This window comes from Streptomyces sp. NPDC001668 (genome assembly GCF_042893155.1).
Lineage (GTDB): Bacteria > Actinomycetota > Actinomycetes > Streptomycetales > Streptomycetaceae > Streptomyces.
The window spans coordinates 66,260-83,813 of the sequence record NZ_JBIAUQ010000009.1 but is presented as its reverse complement, the minus strand read 5'-3'; the positions used below and the strand labels follow the sequence as shown (position 1 = coordinate 83,813).

The window sequence follows — 17,554 nt, the reverse complement described above, 5'->3', positions numbered from 1 at the left end:
GGTCGGCCGCGTCACACCGCGGACAGGTCGATCTCGAACATTCCGCGGCCGTGGGTGACACAGACCAGGGTCTCGTCCATCCAGAACAGGTCGTCGACCGAGCAGTTGGTCGGGCCCTCGTTGGTCGGCGACCAGGTCGCCCCCTTGTCCTCGCTGGCGAAGAGACCGACCTCGGTGCCGCAGTAGAGGAGAACGTCGCGCCGTGGATGCACGGTCACCGCGCGGATGGGGGCGTCGGGCAGCGTGCCGGAGAGGTCGGCCCACCGCGCGCCGCCGTCGTGGGTCACCCACAGGTTGTCCGGTTCGAAGCCGCCGAAGGAGACGTAGGCGGTGTCCACGTCGGTCGGGTGGGCGGTGATGCAGGCGCAATAGCGCTTCGGACGCAGCGGGTTCGGGCCACCCACCCCGACGCGCCGCCAGGCCGGAGCGGCCGTGGTTGCGTCGGTGGAGTGGAAGACCTGGCCGTCGTCGTGGCCCACCCAGACCACATCGGAGTCGGCAGGCGAGATCGCCAGGGCGCTGATCGGGGCGCTGCTCTTGGCGTCGGGGCCGGTCCTGGGTTTGATCGAGTGCCAGGCGGGCCCCGAGGTGGGGGTGTTGGGCGCCTTGGCGTTGTCGGTCCGCCACAGGTCCAGGCCGCCGGCGAGCAGCCGCTCGGGCTCGCCCGGGTCCAGCACGAAGGGCGCGATGAAGAGCGCCGTGCCGTCCTTGGCGTCGGGGATCCGGAACGGCTCCGGCTTCCAGTCCCATTTGCGCTTCTGCTCGTTGAAGAACATTCCGCTGATGTAGCGGTGCGGGTCGTCCTCGGTGGCGCCGCCGTCGGTGTTGCGGTGGATGTTCAGGTTGACGTACTCGCCGTAGAAGACGCCTGGGTCGGCGGGTTCGCAGGCGCACCAGCCGCCGTCCCCGCCGGAGAACTCCTGCCACCCCTCGGTGCCGGCCTCCGGGTCGAGGACGAGGGAGCCGTTGTCCTGGGCGCCGCCGATGATCCTTCCGGTGACGGGGTTCCCGGCGCCGCCGAAGAACTGGGTGACACCGTAGTTGTTGACCAGTTCGGTCCAGCCCCGCACGAACGGCGCCTTCGGCTCGGTCCCCACCTTGGCCAGGTCCGCCATGAACACCCCGCCGTCGGTGCCGAAGAACACGGTTCTGTCGTGCACCCCGTCGTAGGCGGGATGCGACACGATGACGTGCTGGTCCGCGTGCGCCGACTCCGGCGCGACCTGCCAGGTGCTGATCTCGGCCAGGTGGTCGCCGCCGTCCGTGCTGCGCCACAGGTTGATGCCGCCCACCACGAGCAGGTCCTCGTCCGTGGGGTCCCCGGCCCAGACGGCGTTGCCGTACCAGCCCTGGCCGCCCAGGTAGTCGGCCCGCTTGCCGTCCGGGCCGCGGCCGGGCCGGGGCTGGTAGGTTCGCCCGCCGTCGTCGGAGCGCCAGATGCCGCCGAGGCCGTCCAGTTCCACCGAGGCGTACACGACCGCCGGGTCCTTCGCCGCGTACGCCACCGACACCCTGCCCCGCCAGGTGCTGTGGGCCGCCTCCTGCCAGGTTTTGCCGCCGTCTTCGCTGAACCAGGCCTTGGCGCCGCGCAGCGCTCCGGCGACCGCCCGGCCGCTGTCCGAAGGGTCGAAGACGACCGTGCCGACGGGGACGCCGAGGACCCGTGTCCAGTCGCTGTGCGCCGGGTCCGAGCTGCGGAAGAGGCCGGTGGAGGTGGCCGCGAGGACGACCTCGCCGGACGCGGACACCGCGATCCCGGACACGGCGCGGAAGTCGTTCGTCTGCGTGGCCGGCAGGGGTTTCCAGGTGGCGCCGTCGCTGGTGCGGAAGACTCCGTTGCCGCGCAGCGCGTCGATGTTGAGGAGCTCCCCGGTGCCGGCGTACAGGGTGTCCGGGTCGGAGGGGTCCATCGCGAGGGCCCCGCAGGCCAGGTTGGCGAGGAAGTCGTCCACGGGCCTCCAGGCCTTGCCTGCGTCCCCGGTGTGCCAGACCCCGCCGCCCGCGCTCGCGGCCCACATCCGCTCCGGGTGGTCCGGGTGGATCACGATGCCGAGGGTGCGGCCTCCGATGTTCCCGGGGCCGAGCCACTTCCAGCGGGCGAGCGCCAGCCCCGCCGTGGGCGTCACGCCGTGCTCGCCGGGCGCGGGATGGGGGCCGGTCGGCACACCGGCCGTCTCCGGCTGCGTGGCGGCGTGGAGACGGGTCCGGGCCTGCTCGCGGGCCGTGCCCCTGGGGTGAGCGGGGACCCGCCCGTCGTCACCCCGTTCCTGTTGAAGTCTGAACAGCCCGCGCGCGTTGGGCAAGTCGGGGAAGTCCAGCCGGCGCAGCGCTTTGCGTATCGCCCCGGTGGACAGGCTCTCGAGGGTCTCGTTGGTGGTTCCCCGCGTCTCGCGGAGCAACTTCACCTGCTCGACGCTGATGTTCTTGGCCCGGGCGACTTCTTCGTCGGAGATGCCCATGATGCGCCTCTGCGTGTGCGATGAGACAGTGTGGCGGGAACCCACTGACCATCGTCTCTCGGTGCCGGGTGAGCGGCAACACCAGGACGCCGTCATCGACACGCCACAGCTCTACGTCGCGAAGCCCTGCTGCCCCGGCCGCGCTGCCGAGAGTCGTGCGGCCTGCGGAGACAGAGTCGGAATCACAGAACCTCCCAGCCACTAGGGTCTGGGCATGATCAAGCATGTGCCGTTCACCGGCGAGAAGGAAAGCCTGCACACCGCCCTGGACCGACACCGCGACGCGGTCCTATGGAAACTCGAGGGCCTCGACGACGACCAACTACGCCGCCCGGTAACTCCATCGGGCATGAGCCTGATCGGGCTGCTCAAGCACCTGGCCGGCGCCGAACTCGGCTGGTTCTGCCTGACGTTCGGCCGCGAGTGCCATCCTCTTCCCTTCGAAGTCGAAGGCGACGAGGCGTCCGACTGGCACGTGGCTGCTGACGAGCCGACCAAAGACATCATGGACTTCTATGCCCGCGCCCGGGCTGCCGCCGACGAGGCGATCGGGAGCCTCGACATCGACGCCACCGGCACCGCCTTCGCGTTCTTCGACGGCGCCACCGTTTCACTGCGCTGGGCACTGATCCACATGCTCGAAGAAGTCGCCCGGCACGCCGGTCATGCCGACATCCTGCGCGAGTCCATCGACGGCTTCACCGGAGATCACAACTGGGGCTGACGCAAACTGCCAACCGGGGCTTCCCCCCCGATCGGCTTCCGACTCAAGACGTCCGGAGGGCCCGCTCCCTCAATGACACATCCGCTGCCACGGTCGCTCGGCCGTTCCAGCGTTGTCAGTTCGCATCGACATTTCTGAGCCACTTGATCACTAACACTGCAACGGTCTTTGCCGTGAGGTTGTGGGCAGGTGAACTGGGTGCTCTGCATGAGCGGTTCGTGCACCGGTTCAACCGGGAGGAGCCGCGTCAGTCGGCGCTGGCTCATATGCGTGGGCTGGTTGCGCCGCTGCAGCGCAAGAACGGCTGGACGCTGGCGGAGGAGGCCGGGCACGCGGGGCCCGATCGCATCCACCGGCTGCTGAACCGGATCGAGTGGGACGCCGACGAGGTCCTGGACGACGTGGCGACTACGTGGTGGAACAACTCGGAGACAGCGATGCCGTCCTGATCGTCGATGACACCGGGTTTCTGAAGAAGGGCATCCGTTCGGCTGGGGTGCATAGGCAGTACTCCGGGACCGCCGGCCGCACGGAGAACTGCCAGATCGGCGTGTTCCTCGCCTACGCCACCGGCCGCGGAGGCACGCTGATCGACCGCCGTCTGTATCTGCTCGATGTCGTCGGAGTACTGGCGCAGTTGGGGGCCGGTGGTGGCGGGGATGGGGGTGCCGGCGTCGGGGTCGACGGAGAGCACGACCAGGGGCGCGGTCCAGGGCGTGAAGCTCCGCCTCGCCGGAGATGGTCTCCAGTTGCTTGGCGGCGGCGTCAGAGAAGGCGATGCGGGCCCGGCGGGGGCCATACTGGCCGGGCATCAGGCGACGGCCGACCGCTGCGCCCGCTGCAGGAGTGGGGCTTACCCGCCTCTCTGAGCCAGCCGATCTGGATGCACGAGAGCGCGGGGGAGCGATGCCCCGTAGCGGGCCGAATAGGCACCAGCGCTTTTGCGGTCTCTGGAGGCCGGCGTGATGAGGGCACGTGACAGATGCTACGAGGAGAGGGAAGGTGATGCGCCCAGGTGCCGAGGACCTCCATGAACGGTAGAACGTAAGGGTGAGGGATGAGACCAGCCCTGCTGAGGATGCCCGGCCACCCCGTATGGCGAGGCCGGGGATCGACTACCAGGCGCTGTTCACGGTCACCCCCAGCCCCTGCATGGTGCTGGGCCCGGATCTGGTGCTCCTCGACGTCAATGAGGCGGCCTGCCGGGTGACCGGCCGCACTCGGGAGGACCTGCTCGGGCGGTACCTCTTCGATGCCTTCCCTGACAATCCGGCGGACCCGGATGCTGACGGGGTGCGGAATCTGCACGCTTCCCTGCACGGGGTCCTGCGCTCGAAGGTGCCGGACATGATGGCGCCGATGAAGTACGACATTCCCGTGGCCGACCGGCCCGGGGTGTTCGAGGAACGGTGGTGGTCCGCGATCAACACACCGGTGCTCGGGCCGGACGGGCAGGTGGAGTGGATCCTCCACCGGGGGGAGGACGTGACCTCGTTCATCCTCTCCCACCCTCGTCGACGAGGAGGCGGGGCGCTCAGCGACGTGGAGGCGATGGAGGTCGAGCTGTACGCGCGGGCGCGTCAGCTCCATCGACTGAACGAGGAGCTGCGCCAGGCCCACGCCCGGGAACGCCAGGTCGCGGTCACTCTGCAGGAGGCCATGCTCCACTCACCCCACCTGGCCCGGCACCGGGACACCGCGGTGCGCTACCTGCCCGCCGCCGGATCACTGAACGTGTGCGGCGACTGGTACGAAGTGGTCGACCTGCCCGAGAACAGATTCGCCGTCGCGGTCGGTGACGTCGTCGGCCACGGTTTGGAGGCCGCCGCCGTCATGGGCATGCTGCGCAGCGCGTTGTCCGCCGTCGTCCGGGCAGTCGACGGGCCCGCGAGAGCCCTGGACGTCCTGGGCCGGTATGCACGCTATGTGGAGGGTGCGCTGGCCACCACCGTCGTCCAAGCCGTCATCGACACCCGCGCTCGCCGCATTGTGTACAGCAGCGCCGGCCACCCGCCTCCCGTCCTGCTCCACCCGGACGGCACCTGCGAGCTTCTGGACCAGGCCACCGACCCTCCGCTGGGGGCCCGCCCCGAACCCGTCCCCCGCCTCCAGGCCGACCTGCCCTACACCCCTGGCGACACCTTCGTGCTCTACACCGACGGTCTCATCGAACGCCGCGGCGAGGACATCGATGCCGGCCTGCAACGCCTCACCGACGCGCTCGCCCGCCATGCCCGCCACAGCCCCGAACGACTCGCCGACGCTCTGCTCGCGCACCTCGGCGTCAGCAGCGGCGCCCGCGACGACATCGCCCTGATCGTCCTCCGCCTGTGACCCGCGCCCCGCCACCAGCACGACACAGGTGACGAACGTCGTCCACTGAAACACTCATTCACACCTGCGCTGTTGAACAGCGTGGTCGACCCCTCCCACTATGCCGCCGTGGCCGAAGGGCTGTGGCGACCATGTCCTTGCACAGCTTCTGATAGGAGTCGTACTCCTCGCCGTTGAGGGCGATGCCGACAGCCGGCGCCTGCGACCCGGCGGGCGTGGCCCGCTTCAGGGACTCGGCCAGGCTGTAGGGGGCCTTGAGTTCGACGTCATCCAGCCCGACCGTGGCAACGTTCAGTCCGCTGATCGCGGGGTATGCGCGGGTCTCTCTTGGAAGACAACTCCCCATCCCCGCGGCACGGATTCGGGCACCTTCACGGGTCCGCTACGGTACGAGCCTGACTCCGCAGGCCGGCCCAGACGGGATCTCTTTCGTGAACAGTGCTCACGCCGCCGCGCCTGATGTCTTGCGATTGGTTGTGACCGGCGGCGGGACCGGCGGACACACCTACCCGGCCTTGACGGCTGTCCGCACGCTTCAGCACCGGCTGGTGGCGTCCGGCCGAGCGCTGGAGACCCTGTGGATCGAGAACGGCGTCCCGGTCGAGCGGCAGGAGCAGGCCGCATGAACCACCACGACCACCACGACACAGCGCGAGAGGAGCCGGCAGAGCACCTCCGCTTCGCGGCCTACCTGAGCGCGCTGGAGCAGGTCACCAACGCCGACGAGGCCGACATGGTCAGCGAAGGGTGTTGTCACGTTGTTGGCTGTGTGACTGCCTGACGGCGCGTCGGGGCAGGGCGGACTTGGGCACCGGGCCTGTGCTCAGGCAGCGGTGGCAAGACCGCCGACGCCGGTGATCTGCTCCCAGATTGCGAAGGGGATGCTCATCTCGGCGCGGTAGTGGTGTGCGGGCATCAGGTGTCGGCGGGGCCGGAAGCGGGGCGAGATGCCGCTGAACGCGGACAGGAACCGCTGGGCCGCACCAACGCCGCGGAGGCCCCTTCATCGCGCGTTCGCGCTGCCTGGTGGGCTGGTGGCTGTTCTCCGCTCTGTTGTTCATACCCTTGTGTGAGCGGTGCTCGATGCAGGGCATGACCTCGCGGTGGGCAGCGCCGTAGGAGCGGAGCTTGTCGGTGACGACCACCCGCGGCACCATTCGGCTCTTCTTCATCAGCCTGTGGAAGAAACGCCTGGCCGCGGCCTTGTCCCGCCGGTTCTGCACCATGATGTCCAGGACGTTGCCGCCTTGGTCGACGTCCCGTCACAGGTACTTCTGTTCCCCGTTGATCTTGATAAAGACCTCGTCAGGTGCCATTTGTCCCCAGGCCGAGGCTGCCGGCGGCGCAGCGCGCTCGCGTACCGCTGTCCGAACTTGGCGCACCAGCGACGCACCGTCTCGTAGGAGACGGTCACGCCGCGCTCGAGCATCAGCTCCTCGACCTCGCGAAAGCTGAGCGGGAAGCGGTGATACAGCCACACGCAGTGGGAGATGACCTCGACCGGGTACCGGTGCCCCTTGTGCGACAGCGACACGGCGCCACCGACAGCCACCTCCAGCGCGATCAACCGGAAGATCATCCCACTTGTCAGCCAACGTGACAGCGCCCGTCGTAGCGCTGCCGGTCACACTGCCGACCATCCCGGTCATCCGGACACCACCCCCACGAGCCCCGGGTGCGACACCCGTATGTGCCGCCAACTCGCCCTGGAATCACGTCGCTTCGCACCATCCGACCGCCTCGCCGCGCAGAGAAGGAGGCCGCGCGCATCGAGGGACAGCGGCTGCGCGGCGTGGCCCGGCAGACGATCAACGGTCTGCTGATCACCGTAGGCGACGCCGAGTTGGTCGCCGAAGCCCGCCAGATCCTCGAAGAAGCCAACACCGTGCACCGCGCCGCCGACCGGACGGAGATGAGTGCCCGCGCGGCCGCCGTACGAACGGCCCTCGACACCTTCATCCACCACGCCTCAGCACGAGTTCGCTGACCCACCCACATTCAAAGGGCCCGCCAGCGGCTTCAACCTCGACGTCACCCAGCTTCTGCGAAGGACACGTTCACCGCCCGGACCGGTCAGTTCCCAGCTACAGAGGCTGGTTCGGTGTGCTCACGTCACCGCGGTCAGCGTTGCATAGACCACGACATTGCCCCGGTAACCAGTTTCTTCCACATATTCACCCCCACAGGTGATCACGCGTAGTTCGGGCCGGTGGGAACTGCCGTAGACCTTCTCGTCCGGAAACGCCTCCTTGTCGTAGAGCTCTACGGCGTCGACAGCGAAGACTGCTGTTCGCCGGTCTGCCCGGGCGATCTCGATGGTGTCGCCCTTGGCCAGTGCCCCGAGCCGGTAGAAAACCCCGGGACCTTCGTGCGTGTCGACATGTCCCGTCGTGACGGCTGTCCCCACTGAGCCGGGGGGCGTGCCGTCGCCGTACCACCCGGCAAAGGCCGGCATATCTGCCGATGGTGGGCGCAGTGCCCCTGTCTCGTCGAGGGTCAATTCCGTCATCGGGGCATTCACGCCGATGGCGGGGATCCGCAGCCGGACTGGCTCGGACGGGGGCAGCGCCGACACGGATGAGTGGTGGGCGGATGCGGTGTTGCTGGGACCGGGCCGTAGGGAGGGGGAGTAGGACTGGGCGGGCGAAGGCTGCGGAGGCTGTCCGAGCGCAGTGATCACCAGCATCAAGCCCGCCAGCATGGTGCAGGCGAGAAATTTGGTGGAGGGGGTGAACGGGGGAGAAGGATCGACGGGTTCGTCGCCGGGTGCCATCGCTCTGGCGCCTCCGCTTCGCGGCCGAAATGAGTGGAAACGGGGTGCGACTCGAGCCCCCGGACCCGACACGGGCCCGGGGGCTGGGCCGACAGAGAGGAGCGTCAGGTGCGGGCACCGGCCGGGCGGCGGCGCATCTTGATCACGCCTCCGGCGGCGGCTCCGGCGATCAGCACCGCCCCTAGGGCAAGCTGTGTGTTTTTGTCGTTGCCCGCCCCGAAACCAGCATTGACCGCTCCGCTGGGGCTGCCGATGCCGACGAGGTACGTGCCTGTGACTTTGACTCGGGGCGGGCACTTCAGAGTGACGGTGTAAGCACCGCGCTCGGTACCACTCGGCACCTGGAATTCGCCGGTCAGTACGCCTTTGCGGTCACCTGGGAAGAGGTGGAACTTGCCTCCTGCCTCAGCCTCGCCCTTCCCATAGGTCTCCGAGCCACAGGCTGTGGTGCTGACGCTGACGGTAGAGCCTGGGGCGGCGTGTCTCGTGCTGATGTGGATACCCGAATCTCCACTGGGGCCGCTCCCGGCTGCTGCGGCTGGGCTCGAGAGACCGACGGCACCGAGAACCAGACCGATTCCGGCGATTGCACACCTGATATTCATGAAGTTCCTCCGGGGAAGCAGTGGCCAGCCGGAATGCGTGGCACCGTGGTTGTGTTCCGCTCATGAGAAAACCGACAGATCGTCAGGGCTGCAACACGACATACGGACGGATGGGTTACTGGCCACACCCAGCGACCGCACTCCTTTGCTCATTTACGCAGGTGAGCGTCCCCGAGGACGAGATGGGAAAATGCACCGCACAGGTGACCGGAATGTGCGGATCTGGGATCCCACGACCGGCAAGGCAGTGACCATGATGCGGACGGGCAGCAGCGTGTCGTCCTGCGTCTACAGCCCCGATGGACGCCTTGTAATTGCAGGAACGACTGCGGGACTGTGTGCCTACGTGCTGCACCCGCAGAGTCCCTGACAGGTCGCAGCCAAAGCAACCAGTACCCTGGGGCACTCTTTCTGACCTCGGCTCCTGCGCCGCAATGGAGGGCGTGGTCAGTACCTTCGTCATGGCCCGCTACCCGGAAACCTCAGGCGAGAGCAACCTGCTGCAGACCCGGTCAAGCCAGCCGAACGACGGCCAGGAACCTAGGCAAGTCCCATCGCCCCGTGTCAGAGGACTCCTCAGCTTGTTGATCACGCTTCGGACAGGCTTGTTCGTGAAAGCGCGAGGTTAGGTAGCCAGGCGGCCCGGCCGCTCGGTGGCTGTCACCCGTTCGGGTGTCCTGGTGCGCGCCGCCGCCAGGCGTCGTACAGGTTCAGGGTAGCTCTTGTCTGACGGCGGTTTCGGAACGAAAGGACTCTTTATGGCGGTCCATGACAAAGTGCGCACTATTGGGCGCAGCGGGCTGGAAGTGCTTGACGTTGCCGTGTCCAAGCAGTGCACAGTCGAGATCAAGGAACCCCGCGATATCCTCGCTCTCACTCGGCGCCTGAATGGGGTGAAGCTGGATGTGGTGGACGACCCCAACTTCGCAGGGCTCAAGTTCGGGCAGACCATTCCTTGGGGCAGCATTCGGGCTTCCGGGCCTGAAGGGTTGCGGATCTCCTACCGGGTGCGGACTGGGCGGGATGTGACGGGAGCCCCGGAGTTCTAAGACGTCATTTCAGTTGGTGTGATCTTGCGGCAGTCTGGGGTGATGACTGCTGCGCTTGTCGAACGGTTGGCGCCGGAAGACCTGTGGGAGTTGTTCCAGCGGGTAGTCCCGCCGGCCCCGGAACGCCCACAGGGCGGAGGGCATCGGCGACGAGGGGACCGTGAAGTGCTGGCCGCGATCATCTTCGTGGCCACCTCGGGCTGCACCTGGAACCAACTGCCGCCGGGTTTCGGCCTGTCGGGTGTGACCGCCTTTCGCCGGTTCACCGAGTGGACCGAGGCCAGGGTGTGGGCCAAGCTCCACCGGCTGGTCCTGGACGAACTTGGTTCCCGCGGCGGACTGGACTGGTCGCGGTGCGCGATCGACTCCGTCAGCGTCCGGGCCCTCAAAGGGGGCAGCTGACGGGACCGAATCCGACCGACCGCGGCAAGAAGGGTTCGAAAATCCACCTGATCGTGGACCGTCGTGGTCTGCCTCTGTCGATCGGGATCTCCGCGGCGAACCTCCACGACAGCCAGGCACTGATACCGCTGGTCCGCGGCATCCCGCCGATCCGTTCACGTCGCGGTCCCCGCCGCCGACGGCCCGGCAAGCTGCACGGGGACAAGGGCTACGACTACCGCCACCTGCGACGATGGCTGGCTTCCCGTGGCATCCGGCACCGCCTGGCCCGTAAAGGCATCGAGTCATCCCAACGCCTGGGCCGGCACCGCTGGGTCGTGGAGCGGACCGTGTCCTGGCTGTCCGGCTGCCGACGCCTGCACCGCCGCTACGAGCGCAAGCCTGAACACTTCCTCGCCTTCACCGCCATCGCCGCGACACTCATATGTCACCGCCGACTCACCAGGCGGCGTATCGGCTGGCGAGGCCCGCCCCCGGATGTCTGCAGTCGGGAGTGTGAGCAGCATCCCGACGCGCAGCCGGCCCGCCCTTGGCGGCGGGAAGATGGGCCACGGCCCGAGGTGTGGACCTGGCCCGCCACCGACCGCCGGCGCTGCGGCTGATGTCGGCGGGGGAGTGGCGGTACACGCCGGTCCGGACGCGGCAGAACTCACGTGCGCCACCTGCGAGACGGCCCTGCTTGACGGCGCCCCCGGCCACCGGGACTCCCTGCTGAACGAGGACGAACGCGCTTCCGGCGGTGCCTTGCTGATCTGCGTCTGCCGTGTCCGCGGCCCAGGCTGGTGCTCGACCTCTGACTCGGCCTGTTCCCATCTGAGTGACGCTTAACTCAGGCCGTCAACTGGGGATGTCCGGTCAGGTACGACGACTACGGGTAAGCCCCTTTGCGGGAAGCGGGGGTCGTTTGGCCAGGTGTCGTGCCGCGGCGCAGCGAGCGGTCGGCGGTGCACAGGACCAGGAACACGGCGGCCACGCCGAGGAGCGACCAGGCCATGGCATGCAGTCCGGGACTGGTGGCGCCGTCGCGGAAGAACACGGCGCTCGCCGCTGCCGCGAACAGCGCGCCGATGTACATGAATGTGCGCAGCAGTCCCGCGGACGAGCCCATGCGGGCCGGGTCGGCCTGTGCGTACAGGGCATTCTGGTTGGCCAGTCCGATCAGCCCGTGCGGGATGCCGACGACCGCGCTGAGCACGACAAGCAGCCACATCGGGCTGTCGGCGTGCAGGAGCAACAACGCGGCGCAGCCGAGGCATTGGAAGAGCGCGCCGAAGACGAGTTTGCCCCGTACCCGGCCGCGGCGTCCCGTGAGTGCGGTGACAACCGATGGCGGTGGCGGACAGCGGCGCCAGAAGTAGACCTGCCTGTGACGCGTTGAGCCCTCGGCCCTCTTGGAGCCACTGGCTGTAGCCGTAGAAGAAGGCGTACGACGTGGTGTAGGCGAGGCACTGACGGGTGAACGTGGCAAGCAGCGGTGCGTTGCCGCCGAGGACCCGAAGATCTATGAACGGCTGGGCCACCCCGTCTTCAGCCGGCCTATGATCATGTAGGCGCATCTCAGGAGCCGGCGCCGCTGACCCCAGGGGCGACGAAGCGCCGGTGCAGGGGGTGAAACTGGGGTTCGGGGTCGCTCTGCACGCCCAGTTCACCCTTGAGCACGGGGGCGATCCTGGCCTCGATGAACCGGTTGAAGTGGTCCTCCGACTCCCAGATGTCCATTACGTTGAGGCCACCGTGGACGAACCAGGCGGCGTGCAGCACGCACCCGTCCGGTGCGTCTTCTTCCCAGCGCACCTTCTTGCGCACCGCGTCGTAGACGTCGGGTGTGATCTCGGGCCAGGAAAAGGTCATCACGACTGCCATGGAGTTCCTTTCGCCGCCGGTAAGCGCCGCGTCCGGACGGCCCGCGGCATAGCACTGCGAAACTAAGCCGCTGGCATCGCCAGTGCACTCCGGGGCGTCCATCCGAGGAGGGGTCGTGTCCGCGGGTGGAACGGGCCACCACTCTGGCGAAACCGACAAGTCGTTTGGCCTGGTCACTTATCTGAACTATTCATCTCCCACAGGCGTCTTCGACGCGGCCGCATCCCCGCTGCTGGGGCGGGGAGAGCGAACGGACTTTGTGATCACGTCTCCCGTAGTACCCGGACATCCCAGGGGCCGAGTGGCACCGGGGTACCCGGTTCGTAACTGGCTCCGTCCAGAACGTCGCTGACCGGGACGGGGACGGTCACCGCCGTCTCCTGCCAGGACCAGTTGTGCAGGAAACGGACCCGACGGCCGTCCTGCGCGGTCGCGCCGGTGGCGGTGACACTGGCGGGGAGCGACCTCCACGGTCCGGTGTCCGGCAGCAGCCACCGGAACAGGCTCTCGCCGAGAGCAGCGTTGGGGACGGTGCCCACGTAGGTGATCCGGCCCTTGCCGTGCGCCTTCGTGGTGATGGCGGCGAACTGCCCGAAGTGCGGGTGGTCGTAGCCGGCGAGCACGGTGGCGGTGTCCGCGTGGAGTCCGTCCGCCCAATGGGTGCCGGCCGCGCCCTCGGGCAGCGGGAAGGGCGAATCGCCCCCCGCCCGGACCGCCAAGTCGGCGTCGAGCGTGGAGAATTCGTCGTACCAGGCTCCGGCCGCATCCGCGAGACGGGCGGGTTGGATGTCGCGCCTGGCACGAGCCTCGTGGTCGGCGTAGCACGAGCGCGGACCGAGGACCAGATGGCCGCCCGCATCGGCGTACGAGTGCAGCCAGTCCAGCGTGGCGTCGTCGGCGATATAGAGCCCGGCGGCCACAAGCACCGGATGCTTCCCGGCCAGCTCAGCCGGATTCTCGGCGGTGGCCTGCCCGGCGTGCAGCACCCGGGTTTGCAGGCCCGCGTCGAACGCGCTCCGGTAGAAGGCGCCGAAGATGGTCTCGTACGAGCGTGGATCCGGATCGCCGTCCGGCGCGGTCACCGCCGGTTGGGCGGCCATGGCCCACTTGCTGGGGTGGGAGTACAGCATCGCGACATCGGCGTCCGGGACGAGATCGGCCACCAGACTCCCTGCGCGCTCCAACTCGGCGCCGATGCGGGCGACCTCTCGATAGGTGCGGCCGGGACGGCCGCTGTGCGGCAGCACACCCGCCCAGTACGTCTCGACGCCGAAGGTCAGCGTCCGCCAGTGCCAGTATTCGATCATCGATGCCCCGCGGGCCACGAGCGCCCAGGCGGCCTGGCGCCACTGGCCGTCGTAGGCGGGCTGGTTGAACCAGGACGGGCCGACGGCCTGGGCGTTGGTCTCGGTGACGAGGAACGGCTCCTGGCGGGAGGAGTACATCCGGTCCGCGGTTCGGTAGAACTCCCAGACATCCTGCGCCGTCCAGGTCTGCCCCTCGCCGCGCCGGGGCCGCGCCGGCAGGGACAGACCGTCCTGCATCACGTAGTACGCGTTGCCGGCGGTGACGTCGAGACGCCGGGTCAGGTCGTCGTCGGCCACAGCAGGCCGGCCGTAGTCGATGCAGGTGGTGACGAACTGGTCGGGGCGGGTGTACTCGCGGACGATGTCGGCCTGCCAGCCGATGAACTCGCCGACCTGGTCGGCCTGGAACCGCCGCCAGGCCTGCTCGTACTGCGGCTGGGCATTGTTGTCCGGGGTCCACAGATCGGCCCACTCCGTGAGCCGGTGCGACCAGTAGACCAGGCCCCACTCCTCGTTGAGCTTCTCGATGTCGCCGTACTGTGCGCGCAGCCGGTTCACGAAGCGCTGGAAGACACCGTGGTTGTGCAGCAGGTGCAGGCCCGGCTCGTTGTCGACCTGGAATCCGATCACGGCCGGGTGGTCGGCGTAGCGTGCGACGACCTTGCGGATGACGCGCTCGGCGTGGAAGCGGAACGCCGCGTGGGTGAAGTCCATCTCCTGGCGGGCGCCCCAGCCCATGCGCCGGCCGCTCTCCAACTCCCCGGCGATCTCCGGATAGAGGCGGACGAGCCACGGCGGTGCCGCGTAGGTGGGGGTGCCGAGGATGACGCCGATTCCGCGCTCGTGGGCACCGTCGAGCGTCGGCTGCAGCCAGTCCAGATCGAAGTGGCCGTCGTCGGGCTCCCAGGTGGACCAGACGGATTCGCCGACCCGGATGACGGAGAAGCGTGCCTCGGCCATCAGGTCGAGATCCGTCTTCCTCAGCTCGGCGGGATGGTATTCGGGGTAGTAGGCCGCGCCGAACAGCACGCGTGCCGAGGCGATTCCCTGCCCGGGTGTCATCGGCCCTCCACTACACGCAGGCGGATAGCGAGGTACGGCCGACCGGGCAGGGACACGGTGCATGTGCCCTCGTAGAGGTCGGGAAGTTCGGTGACGGTCATGTTCCAGGTGTCGATGATGTCGGCCCGGAAGCGGCTTCCCCGGGGAAGATGGAAGGTGCGCAGGCGGGGCTGCATGATGCCGCAGTAGGCCAGGTAGTAGCGCCCCTCCACACCGCCCACCGGGACGTCGAAGTCGGACGGCAGCGGATCGATGCCCGCCGCGTCCGACGGGATGTCCTCCATGATGGTCCGCAGGAACTCAAGCCGGGCCGTGCTCTCGCCCTTGAGGACTCCGCCCTTCGCCCACCACAGCACGTCGTCGTCCGCCAGGAAGCACTCGCCGTGGGTGACGTATCCGCCGCGGACGACGCCCTCCCAGCAGCGGCGCACCATCTCCTGAGGGGCGAGGTTGCCCCAGCCCCACTCGATGTCCCCCTCGTAGCCCAGCTCGTCGACGGCGACGGGCTTGCCCCAGCGCTCGCGCCATTCGCGGGTGCCCTCGGGCGTGCGCTGGATGCTGGCGTGCGTGACCCAGTCGGCGTCGTTGTCCCACAGCTCCACCCAGTTGTGCACGCTGATCAGGTGGCCGTGCGGGTCGTGGTCGCCGATCACCGCGGCGATCCGGTGCCAGTCGTCGGTGGACTTGGACCACAGCAGGTCGTATTCGTTGGCCAGGGACCACCACACGTTGGGGTAGGCGGCGAGCCGGGCGACCACATAGCGCAGGTAGCGGTCGTCCTCGGCCGGGGACATGGTGGAGAAGCCCCAGCGGTCGTACGGGTGCAAGAGAATGAGGTCGGCCTGGATGCCGAGGGCGTCGAGCTGGGCGATCTGCTGCTCCAGGTGCTGGAAGTACGCGGGGTTGGGCCGCTGGAAGTCCCAGCCCTCCTCGACGGAACCCGCGAAGGGGTAGCGGGGCGGCTCGGTCTCGTTGTGGACGAACCACTTCGGGAAGACGCACATCCGGACCTTGTTGAACGGGCTGCCCGCGAGCGTGGCGAGGGTCTGCTTCTCCAGCTCCGCACCCTGGTGGGTCCAGGCGTACAGGGTGGTGCCCAGCGGGAGGAAGCGGGTGCCGTCGGCGTGCTGGAAGTGGGCGCGCGCGTGGACGCGGACCGGGCCGTGGTCGCCGGGGCCGGCCGGGCCGCAGGGGAAGGTGCCGGTGACCGAGTCCAGGGAACGGGCGTTGCTGGTCGTCCGGAACGACCAGTCACCCTCCGCGTCCGGCAGGAACCGGACGCGGTACATGCCCTCGCCGTCGTAGAAGCCGTGCGCCGTCACCGAGCGGTCGCCGTTGCGGAACTCGGCCCGCAGCGTGACGTCGGTGAAGGGGTTGCCGTGCGCCGGGCCGTGCAGTTCCAGCTCGAAGGTCCGCCACAAGGTGCCGTGCGAGGCGGCGACCAGCCGGGCGCTGCCGGAGGGCACGTCTTCTGACTCGTAGTCCGCGGCCGGGATGATCTCCTCGTCGCGGGGCGACGCCGGCTGATCGTCCGGCTCTTCGAGGGTGGCCAGCTCGGCGTAGAGGGCGTCGCGGGCCGCGGGGTCGGTCCGTACCCCCTGCAGCATCGTGGTCACCTGCGCGAGCGTGCCGTACCGCATCTGGGCGCTCTCGATCTCCTTGTCGAGATGGGGCGCGTACTTGCGGACCACCGCCTCGGCCTGTTTGTTGCGCAGTACCTCACCTAGAACGGACGAGGGGCCGTAAGGCATGACAGACTCCATTGATCGATCGGACATGGGGGTACGAGCGGGCCACGGCTCGCAGACGAGCGCGGCGAGAAGAGCGGCCGCACATGCCACCGCCAGCGAGGCACGGGCGCCGAACTCGGTGATCAGGAGACCGCTGAGCGCGGTCCCGAGACCGTTGCCGGCGGCGACCGCACTGTTCATCCAGCCGAACGCCTCCGTCGCGGACTCGCGCGGGGTGAGCGTCGACAGCCGGTCGAACAGCCCGGACATCGCAGGAGCGAGGGTCAGCCCCCAGCAGAACACCAGCACAGACAGCAGCCCTTGGCCGGGCGCCAGGGGAAGCAGGGCCAGACCGGCCGCCACGTACAGCATCAGACGCCGCAGCCCGGCCCGGTGACGCGGTAGTGAACCGTAGACCAGGCCGCCGCACAGCGACCCGAGGCTTCCGCACGCCACGACCAGTCCGGCGTCCGCGGACACCCGCGAGCCGCTCACCATGGCGATGACGCCGAGCGCCTGGCACCCCAGCGCGGCGAAGAGCAGGGTGCCGGCCAGGATGACTCGGGGTACGCCCGTCACACGCAGGACACGGCGATCCTTCTTACGAAGGCCAGGCTCGCGGCCGGCGTCGACATTGCGGTCGCGTGCGTAGGCGAGGGTTCCGACGAGTACGAGCGCCCCGCACACGCCCAGGGCGAGGCGAGGACCGCCGAACGCGGCCAGCAGTGCGGCGATCGGCGGGCCGAGGACGAAGATGACTTCCTGAAGCGCGGCTTCCAGGGCGAACACGCTGCGACGTCGGTCCGAACCGACCAGGGCAGGCAGCGTCGCCCGGACCGACGCCGTCATCGGAGGTGTGCACAGCCCACACAGGAACGAGAGACCGGTCAGCAGGGCCGGTTGCGGCGGTGCCAGGACCAGCGCGCCCATGGTGAACGCGTTGAGAACCGCGGTGACAGTGAGCACTCGGCGGCGGCCACGGGCATCGGCCCACCGGCTGAGGACCGGCCCGGCGATGAAGCCTCCCACCACACCGGCCGTCGACACCACGCCGGCCACGGCGTAGGTCGCATGCTCGGTCGTGAGCATCAGCAGAGCCAGACCGGTCATGCCCTGGTTGAGGCGGCCGATGACCGAGGTCGCGAGCAGCCAGGGCACCGACGGCGTGCGCAGCAGGTCCCGGTAGGCGGATGTCGGCATCGTCAACCGCCCGTGACTTCGAGCAAGCCCCTGGGTGCCAAGTCCA

At 68.6% G+C, this 17,554-nt stretch carries 13 protein-coding genes and 5 pseudogenes; 9 read left to right on the top strand and 9 right to left on the bottom strand.

From position 1 onward, the window contains the following. Nucleotides 1-11 precede the first annotated feature (11 nt). On the bottom strand, nt 12-2,459 hold the full coding sequence (locus ACFYZ8_RS26415; RefSeq protein WP_388539702.1) for a WD40/YVTN/BNR-like repeat-containing protein: 2,448 nt from the start codon (nt 2,457-2,459) through the stop codon (nt 12-14). Nucleotides 2,460-2,673: 214 nt separating this feature from the next. Between ACFYZ8_RS26415 and ACFYZ8_RS26410 the strand changes: the two genes are divergently transcribed. Then, complete coding sequence (locus tag ACFYZ8_RS26410) at nt 2,674-3,183, top strand: DinB family protein (RefSeq protein WP_388539704.1); 510 nt, start codon at nt 2,674-2,676, stop codon at nt 3,181-3,183. 173 nt (nt 3,184-3,356) lie between these two features. Then, nucleotides 3,357-3,793: pseudogene (locus ACFYZ8_RS26405) on the top strand (transposase); the annotation flags it as partial. Here the strand turns inward: ACFYZ8_RS26405 and ACFYZ8_RS26400 are convergent. Further along, nucleotides 3,785-3,995, bottom strand: a pseudogene (locus tag ACFYZ8_RS26400) (hypothetical protein); the annotation flags it as partial. The pseudogenes ACFYZ8_RS26405 and ACFYZ8_RS26400 overlap by 9 nt on opposite strands. A gap of 283 nt (nt 3,996-4,278) precedes the next feature. On the opposite strand from ACFYZ8_RS26400, the gene ACFYZ8_RS26395 reads away from it, so the two are divergent. The 3 genes and pseudogenes from ACFYZ8_RS26395 (at nt 4,279) to ACFYZ8_RS26385 (ending at nt 6,298) form a co-directional block, all read left to right on the top strand. Then, nucleotides 4,279-5,517: a PP2C family protein-serine/threonine phosphatase gene (locus ACFYZ8_RS26395; protein ID WP_388539707.1), complete on the top strand. Its 1,239-nt coding sequence runs from the start codon at nt 4,279-4,281 to the stop codon at nt 5,515-5,517. A 431-nt stretch (nt 5,518-5,948) separates the two neighbouring features. Then, nucleotides 5,949-6,101 (top strand): annotated as a pseudogene (locus tag ACFYZ8_RS26390) (UDP-N-acetylglucosamine--N-acetylmuramyl-(pentapeptide) pyrophosphoryl-undecaprenol N-acetylglucosamine transferase); the annotation flags it as partial. A gap of 38 nt (nt 6,102-6,139) precedes the next feature. Beyond that, nucleotides 6,140-6,298 (top strand): hypothetical protein, encoded by a 159-nt coding sequence (locus ACFYZ8_RS26385; protein ID WP_388539710.1) that lies wholly within the window; start codon nt 6,140-6,142, stop codon nt 6,296-6,298. A gap of 42 nt (nt 6,299-6,340) precedes the next feature. Here the strand turns inward: ACFYZ8_RS26385 and ACFYZ8_RS26380 are convergent. Continuing rightward, a pseudogene (locus ACFYZ8_RS26380) lies at nt 6,341-7,096 on the bottom strand (IS6 family transposase). Nucleotides 7,097-7,309: 213 nt separating this feature from the next. Between ACFYZ8_RS26380 and ACFYZ8_RS26375 the strand changes: the two are divergent. After that, nucleotides 7,310-7,504, top strand: a complete 195-nt coding sequence (locus ACFYZ8_RS26375; protein ID WP_388539713.1) for a hypothetical protein — start codon at nt 7,310-7,312, stop codon at nt 7,502-7,504. 120 nt (nt 7,505-7,624) lie between these two features. Here the strand turns inward: ACFYZ8_RS26375 and ACFYZ8_RS26370 are convergent, their stop codons facing one another. Continuing rightward, a complete protein-coding gene (locus tag ACFYZ8_RS26370; RefSeq protein ID WP_388539886.1) occupies nt 7,625-8,218 on the bottom strand; it encodes a class F sortase in 594 nt (197 codons plus the stop codon). Nucleotides 8,219-8,394: 176 nt separating this feature from the next. Next, nucleotides 8,395-8,895, bottom strand: a complete 501-nt coding sequence (locus tag ACFYZ8_RS26365; RefSeq protein WP_388539715.1) for a sortase — start codon at nt 8,893-8,895, stop codon at nt 8,395-8,397. Nucleotides 8,896-9,653: 758 nt separating this feature from the next. On the opposite strand from ACFYZ8_RS26365, the gene ACFYZ8_RS26360 reads away from it, so the two are divergent. From ACFYZ8_RS26360 to ACFYZ8_RS26350, 3 genes and pseudogenes are all read left to right on the top strand, one after another. Next, the gene (locus tag ACFYZ8_RS26360) at nt 9,654-9,944 is read left to right on the top strand and encodes a hypothetical protein (RefSeq protein WP_388539718.1); all 291 of its coding nucleotides are present in this window, start codon (nt 9,654-9,656) and stop codon (nt 9,942-9,944) included. A 42-nt stretch (nt 9,945-9,986) separates the two neighbouring features. Next, nucleotides 9,987-10,789: pseudogene (locus ACFYZ8_RS26355) on the top strand (IS5 family transposase); the annotation flags it as partial. Nucleotides 10,790-10,823: 34 nt separating this feature from the next. Further along, entirely contained in the window at nt 10,824-11,174 is a 351-nt protein-coding gene (locus tag ACFYZ8_RS26350; protein WP_389050115.1) for a 2Fe-2S iron-sulfur cluster-binding protein, read from the top strand. A gap of 40 nt (nt 11,175-11,214) precedes the next feature. Here the strand turns inward: ACFYZ8_RS26350 and ACFYZ8_RS26345 are convergent, their stop codons facing one another. From ACFYZ8_RS26345 to ACFYZ8_RS26330, 4 genes are all read right to left on the bottom strand, one after another. After that, a complete protein-coding gene (locus ACFYZ8_RS26345) occupies nt 11,215-11,583 on the bottom strand; it encodes a hypothetical protein (protein ID WP_388539724.1) in 369 nt (122 codons plus the stop codon). Between the two features lie 320 nt (nt 11,584-11,903). After that, nucleotides 11,904-12,209, bottom strand: a complete 306-nt coding sequence (locus ACFYZ8_RS26340) for a hypothetical protein (protein ID WP_388539726.1) — start codon at nt 12,207-12,209, stop codon at nt 11,904-11,906. A 263-nt stretch (nt 12,210-12,472) separates the two neighbouring features. Then, entirely contained in the window at nt 12,473-14,578 is a 2,106-nt protein-coding gene (locus ACFYZ8_RS26335; RefSeq protein WP_388539729.1) for a beta-galactosidase, read from the bottom strand. After that, on the bottom strand, nt 14,575-17,508 hold the full coding sequence (locus ACFYZ8_RS26330) for an MFS transporter (protein WP_388539732.1): 2,934 nt from the start codon (nt 17,506-17,508) through the stop codon (nt 14,575-14,577). The genes ACFYZ8_RS26335 and ACFYZ8_RS26330 overlap by 4 nt, the downstream gene beginning before the upstream one ends. Nucleotides 17,509-17,554: the final 46 nt, after the last annotated feature.

Excerpts from the sequence above, each read along its gene's own strand:
- ACFYZ8_RS26395 (WP_388539707.1), top strand. The coding sequence starts at position 4,279 with ATGGCGAGGCCGGGGATCGACTACCAGGCGCTGTTCACGGTCACCCCC.
- ACFYZ8_RS26365 (WP_388539715.1), bottom strand. The coding sequence starts at position 8,895 with ATGAATATCAGGTGTGCAATCGCCGGAATCGGTCTGGTTCTCGGTGCC.
- ACFYZ8_RS26335 (WP_388539729.1), bottom strand. The coding sequence starts at position 14,578 with ATGACACCCGGGCAGGGAATCGCCTCGGCACGCGTGCTGTTCGGCGCG.
- ACFYZ8_RS26385 (WP_388539710.1), top strand. The coding sequence starts at position 6,140 with ATGAACCACCACGACCACCACGACACAGCGCGAGAGGAGCCGGCAGAG.
- ACFYZ8_RS26340 (WP_388539726.1), bottom strand. The coding sequence starts at position 12,209 with ATGGCAGTCGTGATGACCTTTTCCTGGCCCGAGATCACACCCGACGTC.
- ACFYZ8_RS26415 (WP_388539702.1), bottom strand. The coding sequence starts at position 2,459 with ATGGGCATCTCCGACGAAGAAGTCGCCCGGGCCAAGAACATCAGCGTC.
- ACFYZ8_RS26360 (WP_388539718.1), top strand. The coding sequence starts at position 9,654 with ATGGCGGTCCATGACAAAGTGCGCACTATTGGGCGCAGCGGGCTGGAA.
- ACFYZ8_RS26350 (WP_389050115.1), top strand. The coding sequence starts at position 10,824 with ATGTCTGCAGTCGGGAGTGTGAGCAGCATCCCGACGCGCAGCCGGCCC.
- ACFYZ8_RS26330 (WP_388539732.1), bottom strand. The coding sequence starts at position 17,508 with ATGCCGACATCCGCCTACCGGGACCTGCTGCGCACGCCGTCGGTGCCC.
- ACFYZ8_RS26410 (WP_388539704.1), top strand. The coding sequence starts at position 2,674 with ATGATCAAGCATGTGCCGTTCACCGGCGAGAAGGAAAGCCTGCACACC.
- ACFYZ8_RS26370 (WP_388539886.1), bottom strand. The coding sequence starts at position 8,218 with ATGCTGGCGGGCTTGATGCTGGTGATCACTGCGCTCGGACAGCCTCCG.